This window comes from Sphingomonas sp. GM_Shp_1 (assembly GCF_026540895.1).
Taxonomy (GTDB): domain Bacteria; phylum Pseudomonadota; class Alphaproteobacteria; order Sphingomonadales; family Sphingomonadaceae; genus Sphingomonas.
Genome location: NZ_JALNUR010000038.1, coordinates 23231 through 30355, shown reverse-complemented (window position 1 = coordinate 30355; position 7125 = coordinate 23231). Strand labels below are relative to the sequence as shown.

The window sequence follows — 7125 nt, the reverse complement described above, 5'->3', positions numbered from 1 at the left end:
TCGCGGGCGGCTCGCCGCGTTCGATCCGGTCGACCCACTGCATGCCGTCGATCACGCGCCCGAACACCGTGTACTTCTTGTCGAGCGCGAAGCGCGGCTGGAAGACGATGTAGAACTGGCTGTTGGCGCTGTTCGGGTCGTCGGCCCGCGCCGCCGCCACCGATCCGCGCACATGCGGCAGATAGTTGAACTCGGCGGGGATGTTGGGCAGGTCGGACCCGCCGGTGCCGTCGCCCTTGGGATCGCCGCCCTGCGCCATGAAGCCGTCGATCACGCGGTGGAAGAGCAGCCCGTCATAGAAATGACGACGGGTCAGCGTCTTGATCCGCTCCACCATCTTGGGCGCGACATCGGGACGCAGCCAGATCGTCACCCGCCCGCCGGTCGACAGGTCGAGCAGCCAGAGATTCTCCTTGTCGGTGACCGGCGGCGGGGTAGGGCGGCCCGCGACATTGGCCTCCAGTACCTGCGCCGCCTTGGCGGGGGTGGTGAATTTGGGCGGGGTCTGGGACTGGGATTGCGCCTGGGCCGGAACGGCGATCAGGCTGGCCATCATCATGGCAAGAGCGGCGAGAACGCGCATCACATCTCTACGACAAGGAAAGGAATGGGGAGGCTGTAGAGCAAATCGCCCCTTGCGCCAATCTGAACCTTTTGGGGCAAATGATCCTCCCCGGAACGGGGAGGGGGACCAGCAAAGCTGGTGGAGGGGGCGTGCGGCAAAGGGGGCCCTGTGAGGAAGCCCCCCTCCGTCAGGGCTTCGCCCTGCCACCTCCCCGTGCCGGGGAGGAGCTTATGATCCCTTGCGGCCGATCCTTTCCACCCGCTCGATCACCTGGGTTCGGACGGCGGGGGTGACGAATTTGGCGATATTGCCGCCATACATCGCGATTTCCTTGACCAACCGGCTGGCAATGGGTTGCAGCGCGACATCGGCCATCAGGAAGACGGTTTCGACCCGCGGATTGATCTGCTGGTTCATGCCCGCCATCTGATACTCATATTCGAAATCGGCGACGGCACGCAGGCCACGCACGATGACCTTGGCCCCCTCACGCTCGGCGAAATCCATCAGCAGCGAATCGAAGGCGACGACATGAATCTCGCCCGCCACGTCCGCCACCTCGCGCCGGACCATCTCCATGCGCTCTTGAAGGGTGAACATGGGCGATTTGGAGGGGTTGGTGGTGACGCCGATCACCAGCCGGTCGACCAGCTTCGCGCCGCGCCGGATGATGTCCATATGACCCAGCGTCACGGGGTCGAAGGTGCCGGGATAGACGCCGATCCGGGTCACCGGTCGCGCTCCACGACGTAAGCCGCGATGGCGCGGAGCAGATCGGCCTCGGGGCCGTAATCGCGTAAATGCTCGATCGCCTGGGCGACCAGCATCCGGCATTGCTCACGCGCGCGCTCGACACCCAGCAGGCTGAGGAAGGTCGCCTTGCCCGCCTGCTCGTCCTTGCGCAGCTTCTTGCCCGCCGCTGCCTCGTCGCCCTCGGCGTCGAGCAGATCGTCGGCGATCTGGAAGGCGAGGCCGAGGTCATGGGCATAACCGCGCAAATGGGTCCGGCCCTCCGGCGGCACCCGGCCCAATATCGCCCCCGCCTCGACCGCGGCGCAGATCAGCGCGCCGGTCTTCATCTGTTGTAGCCGGGTGACGGTGGCGAGGTCGAACACCTGCCGCTCGGCCTCCAGGTCCATCTGCTGCCCGCCCGCCATGCCGCTGGGGCCGGAGGCGCGGGCGAGGTCGAGAATCAGTTCGGACCGGACGAAGGGATCGGGATGAGTCGACGGATCGGCCAGGATCTCGAAGGCCAGCGCATGGAGGCAGTCACCCGCCAGGATCGCCGTCGCCTCGTCGAACGCCTTGTGCACGGTCGGCTTACCGCGCCGCATATCGTCGTCGTCCATCGCGGGCAGATCGTCATGGATCAGCGAATAGACGTGGATGGCCTCCAGCGCGGTCGCGACCCAGCCCGCCGTGTCGCGATCGACCGCGAACAGATGCGACGTCGCGAAGACGAGCAGCGGGCGCAACCGCTTGCCGCCGCCGATCGCGGCATGGCGCATCGCGGCGTAGAGCGAGGCGCGCGGATCGCCCGGATCGGCGAGCAGTTGCGCGAACCGCGCGTCGATATCCTCGGCGACCTCGGCCAGCGCCTCGGGCAGATTGGTGGCGGTCAGCGTCACCCCTCAGCCCGCCTGAAAGGGGCGGGTGCCGGCGGCCTTGCCCTCGGCATCCAGGCGGATCGCCTCGATCCGGGCCTGGGCCGCGTCCAGCCGCTCGGCACAGCGCTGGCGCAGACGGTCGCCGCGCTCATAGAGGCGGATCGATTCGTCGAGCGTCGCTTCGCCGCTTTCCAATCGGCCGACGATCCTCTCCAGTTCCTTGAGGGCGTCCTCGAACGTCAGTTCTTCGATGGGCGTATCCATGACGCCGCTATGGGGCAGGCCCGGCGCACGCGCAAGGATGCTCGCGCGTAGTTTGATCCACTCCCGCGAAACCGGGCCGGTGCCGTCCGGTCCCGCCGGATCGGACCTCAGCGCAGCCGGTCGACGGTCCAAGTATAGAGGATCGAGACGCCGAACAGGCCCAGATCGACCGCGGCCTGCACGCGGCGCGGCGATCGGTCGGCGATGTCGTGGGTGATCAGGCGGAGTTCGGCGGTGGGGTGGCGATAGGCCAGCGCGATCAGCGCCAGCATCGTCATGGCCATCAAGATCCGCCGTTCGCGCACACGCCCTTCTCCCCTTGCTCCTGTCTAGGGCGGGGCCGGTTATTGGGCAAGGGGGGCGGTGGATAGCCGTCGCCGGACAGCGGCACGCCCCAACAGGCCCGGTCGCGGCCGCCGTCCTTGGAGGCGAACAGCGCCTGATCGGCTTCGCGATAGACGCGCCGCCAATCCTCCTCGCTGGCCATCGGGCCGGTGCACAGGCCCAGGCTGGCGGTCACCTTGGCACCCATGGGATAGCTGGCGGCGCGCAGGCGGGCGAGCAGAAGCTCGGCATCGGGCGCACGGGCGGCATCGGCGAGAAGGGCGAATTCCTCGCCCCCGATTCGCGCGACCAGCATGTCGGGGCCCAGCGTATCGGCCAGCGACCGGGCGAAGATGCGCAGCACCTCGTCGCCGCCGTCATGGCCCAGGGCATCGTTGATCCGCTTGAAATGGTCGATATCGGCCAGGATCAGCGTTTGCGGCCCGCTGCGCCCGATCGCCTGGTCCAGAAAGGCGCGGCGGTTGAACAGGCCGGTCAGCGGATCGGTATCGGCCAGCCGCCGGGCGACGCGTTCATCGGCGCGCGCCAGATCGCGCTCGCGGCTGAGCAGATAGATTCGATAGGCGACCCCCAGGCTGGCGCACAGGGCTTCGGCTCCCATGGACAACACCGTCGACTGGTCGATCCACGGGCGCCAGGCGATCAGATGCGCAGCGTTGAGCACCCGGAACATCGCCAGGATGATCGGCGTCCCCCAGCCGATGGCGAAGGCCCAGAGGAAGTTGCTCCGCCGCCGCCATGCCTGCACCAGAACGGCGATCAGGAACGCCAGCAGGATCGCGAACCCCGCTACGACCAGCGCGTCGAGCGTGCGGATCCACAAGGGCGCCAGCAGCGCGAAGGCGAGATTGGGAACGGCGATCAGCGCGAAGACGACCACCGCCATCCGGTCCAGCCATCCGCGAAACACCTCCCGCTCGAAGAAATAGCGGGCGAAGATCACGATGGTCAGCGCCACGCCGCCCAGCATGATCGCATTCCACCGGTGCCGCTCATTATTGTCGAGCCAGGGCAGCCATTGGCCGATCAGCCCCGACGAACACAGGGCATAGCCGGTGATGAAGAACAGCAACAGGCAATAGACCGGCTGCAAGGGCTGGCGCAGCGCGGGCCACAGGACGATATTGTAGAGCGCCAGCGCGACGACCATCCCCATGATCGTGCCGTAGAGCAGGCTGAGCTGCCCCTCGATCTCCAGCGCCTCGGCATGATGTTGCAGCCGCGCGCCCCGGACCACGCCGCGCATATTGGCCGCGCCGCGCGCTTCCCACAGGATGCGTACCGGTCGTGCGGCCATGCGGGGCAAAGGGACGGCGATCATCGGGCCCAGCAGCAGATAGGGCGATGTCGTCGCGCTGGTGAAGGCGATCCGCCGGATCTGCCCGTCGGCATAGAGGATATGAAGCGTCGTCGCGTCCTGCCATGTGCTGGCAAAGCCGATGGTCAGCCGCTCGCGCGGATCGCCGGGCAAGGCGGGCAAAGGTTGCGACAAGACCCAAAAGTCGCCCGCCCCATAGGAAGACTGATCGTCGCGGCAATCGAAGCCTTGCGGCTGGGCGAGGATCGCGGCGGCGGTCTGGCCCGGTTCGATCGGGCGGATACAGGTGGCGATGGCCTCTCCCGCCTGGGCATGGGCGGAGGCGAACGGCCAGACGATGGTCCACATCGCCAGCACCAATGCCCAGATTTTAATGCGACCCACGCCGTTCATGGGCCGCCATGTGTCTGCAAAAGCCCAAAAATGTGGTTAAAGTCCGGAATGCCTCCGGTAAAAGGTCGGTCCGTTTCGGATGATCCCCCGGATCAGGGAACATGAAAAAGGCCGGGTGTCGCCACCCGGCCTCCTCCACGATCCTATCGAAAGCGGGATCAGCTCGCGTCGACCGAGGCGGGCTTGCCCCCCTTCTTGCGCGGCTTCTTCGGCGCGGCGGGCTCGATCGCGAAGGACAGCGCGCCGTCCTTCATCCGCACCGTCACCTCGCCGCCATGGACCAACTTGCCGAACAACAGTTCCTCGGCCAGCGGCTGCTTGATCTTCTCCTGGATCAGGCGGCCCATCGGACGCGCGCCGTACAGGCGATCATAACCCTTTTCGGTGAGCCAGCTCTTCGCCGCCTCGTCCAGGCTGATATGGACGTGACGATCCGCCAGCTGGAGTTCGAGCTGGAGGATGAACTTGTCCACCACCCGCGCCACGACTTCGGGCGGCAGGTAACCGAAGGGCACGATGGCATCCAGGCGGTTGCGGAATTCCGGCGTGAACATCTTCTGCACGGCCTGCTCATCCTCGCCCTCGCGGGTGAGGTTGCCGAACCCGACCGTCTCGCGCGCCATGTCGGCGGCGCCCGCATTGGTCGTCATGATGATGATTGTGTTGCGGAAATCGACCGTTTTGCCGTGGTGATCGGTCAGCTTCCCATTGTCCATCACCTGCAACAGGATGTTGAACAGATCGGGATGCGCCTTCTCGATCTCGTCGAGCAGCAGCACCGAATGCGGATTCTGGTCGACCGCGTCCGTGAGCAGACCGCCCTGGTCATAGCCGACATAGCCCGGAGGGGCACCGATAAGGCGGCTGACCGAATGGCGTTCCATATATTCGGACATGTCGAACCGCTGGAGCGGAATGCCCAGGATCGTCGCCAACTGGCGCGCCACTTCCGTCTTGCCGACGCCGGTGGGGCCGGTGAAGAGGTAGTTGCCGATCGGCTTGTCGGGATCGCGCAGCCCTGCGCGGCTCAGCTTGATTGCCGAGGACAGGTTCTCGATCGCGGCATTCTGGCCGAACACCACGCGCTTCAGGTCGGTCTCCAGCGTTTCCAACTGCTGCCGGTCGTCGGTCGACACGCTCTTCGGCGGGATGCGCGCCATGGTGGCGATCACGGCCTCGATTTCCTTGGGCGTGATCGTCTTCTTGCGCTTGCTGACCGGCACCAGCATCTGCATCGCGCCCACTTCGTCGATCACGTCGATCGCCTTGTCGGGCAGCTTGCGGTCGTTGATGTAACGCGCCGACAGTTCGACCGCCGACTTGATCGCATCGGGGGTGTACTTGACCTGGTGGTGCTCCTCGAACGCGGTGCGAAGTCCGGCGAGGATCTTGATCGTATCCTCGATGGTCGGTTCGTTCACGTCGATCTTCTGGAACCGGCGCAACAGCGCGCGGTCCTTTTCGAAGTGGTTGCGGAACTCCTTGTACGTGGTCGAGCCGATGCAGCGGATCGTGCCGCCCGACAGAGCGGGCTTGAGCAGGTTGGACGCATCCATCGCCCCGCCGCTGGTCGCGCCCGCGCCGATGACGGTGTGGATCTCGTCGATGAAGAGCACCGCATGGGGCAGCTTCTCCAGCTCGTTGACGACCGCCTTCAGCCGCTCCTCGAAGTCGCCGCGATAGCGGGTGCCCGCCAGCAAAGCGCCCATGTCGAGCGAGTAGATGACGGCCGGCTTCAACACTTCGGGCACGTCGCCCTCGACGATCTTGCGCGCCAGGCCTTCGGCGATGGCGGTCTTGCCGACGCCGGGATCGCCCACATAAAGCGGGTTGTTCTTCGAGCGGCGGCACAGGATCTGGACGGTCCGGTCCACCTCGGGCCCGCGCCCGATCAGCGGATCGACCTTGCCCGCCTTAGCCTTTTCGTTGAGATCGACGGTGAACTGCTTCAGCGCGCTCTCGCTCTTGCCCTTCTCGGTCGGCTTGGCGGGCTTTTCCTCCTCGACGCCCTTGGGCGGGGTCGATTCGCTGGTCGCGCCGCCCTTGCCGACGCCGTGGCTGATGAAGCTGACGGCATCCAGGCGGCTCATATCCTGCTGTTGCAGGAAATAGACGGCATAGGATTCGCGTTCGGAGAACAGCGCGACCAGCACATTGGCGCCTGTCACCTCGTCGCGGCCGGACGACTGGACGTGCAGGATCGCGCGCTGGACGACGCGCTGGAACCCGCTGGTGGGGGAGGGGTCCGTCGCCGCCTCGACCTTCAGCGCGTCGAGTTCGGTGTCGAGATACTGGGCGACCGTGGCCTTCAGCTCGCCCAGGTCGACATGGCATGCCTCCATCACCTTGGAGGCGTGTTCGTCGTCGATCAGCGCGAGGAGGAGGTGCTCCAGCGTGGCATATTCGTGGCGCCGCAACGTCGCGGCTTCCAGCGCCTTGTGCAGCGTGGTCTCGAGCGCGGGGGCGAAAGATGGCATCTACGATACTCCTGACGAGGCGCTGGGGACGGGCGCTTCGTTTCGACCAATGTCGGGATGGCAGGCCCCGGCATCAAGCGGGTGTAACGCACGACCGCTGAACAAAGCGTGTCGCGCGGCGGAGGGCGACCCGATGGACCGGCAAAAGGCGTATGA

At 66.1% G+C, this 7125-nt stretch carries 7 protein-coding genes; all 7 read right to left on the bottom strand.

Going from position 1 to position 7125, the window contains the following annotated elements; translation table 11 throughout:
- Window positions 1-583: peptidylprolyl isomerase (locus tag OXQ33_RS15230; protein ID WP_267435522.1), on the bottom strand; the 583-nt coding region annotated here is incomplete at its 3' end.
- Window positions 584-793: 210 nt separating this feature from the next.
- Window positions 794-1297 (bottom strand): pantetheine-phosphate adenylyltransferase, encoded by a 504-nt coding sequence (coaD, locus tag OXQ33_RS15225; RefSeq protein ID WP_267435521.1) that lies wholly within the window; start codon window positions 1295-1297, stop codon window positions 794-796.
- Window positions 1294-2193, bottom strand: coding sequence for a polyprenyl synthetase family protein (locus OXQ33_RS15220; RefSeq protein ID WP_267435520.1), 900 nt, complete (start codon window positions 2191-2193; stop codon window positions 1294-1296). Before OXQ33_RS15220 ends, coaD begins: the two co-directional genes overlap by 4 nt.
- A gap of 3 nt (window positions 2194-2196) precedes the next feature.
- Window positions 2197-2436, bottom strand: a complete 240-nt coding sequence (locus OXQ33_RS15215) for an exodeoxyribonuclease VII small subunit (RefSeq protein WP_007406073.1) — start codon at window positions 2434-2436, stop codon at window positions 2197-2199.
- Window positions 2437-2543: 107 nt separating this feature from the next.
- A complete protein-coding gene (locus OXQ33_RS15210; RefSeq protein ID WP_267435519.1) occupies window positions 2544-2720 on the bottom strand; it encodes a hypothetical protein in 177 nt (58 codons plus the stop codon).
- A complete protein-coding gene (locus OXQ33_RS15205) occupies window positions 2720-4483 on the bottom strand; it encodes a diguanylate cyclase (protein WP_267435518.1) in 1764 nt (587 codons plus the stop codon). Before OXQ33_RS15205 ends, OXQ33_RS15210 begins: the two co-directional genes overlap by 1 nt.
- Before the next feature lie 167 nt (window positions 4484-4650).
- Window positions 4651-6969: an ATP-dependent Clp protease ATP-binding subunit ClpA gene (gene clpA, locus OXQ33_RS15200; RefSeq protein ID WP_267435517.1), complete on the bottom strand. Its 2319-nt coding sequence runs from the start codon at window positions 6967-6969 to the stop codon at window positions 4651-4653.
- Window positions 6970-7125: the final 156 nt, after the last annotated feature.

What these genes read in the sequence shown, in the direction of transcription:
- clpA (WP_267435517.1), bottom strand. Translation starts at nt 6,969, where the DNA reads ATGCCATCTTTCGCCCCCGCGCTCGAGACCACGCTGCACAAGGCGCTG.
- OXQ33_RS15210 (WP_267435519.1), bottom strand. Translation starts at nt 2,720, where the DNA reads ATGGCCATGACGATGCTGGCGCTGATCGCGCTGGCCTATCGCCACCCC.
- OXQ33_RS15215 (WP_007406073.1), bottom strand. Translation starts at nt 2,436, where the DNA reads ATGGATACGCCCATCGAAGAACTGACGTTCGAGGACGCCCTCAAGGAA.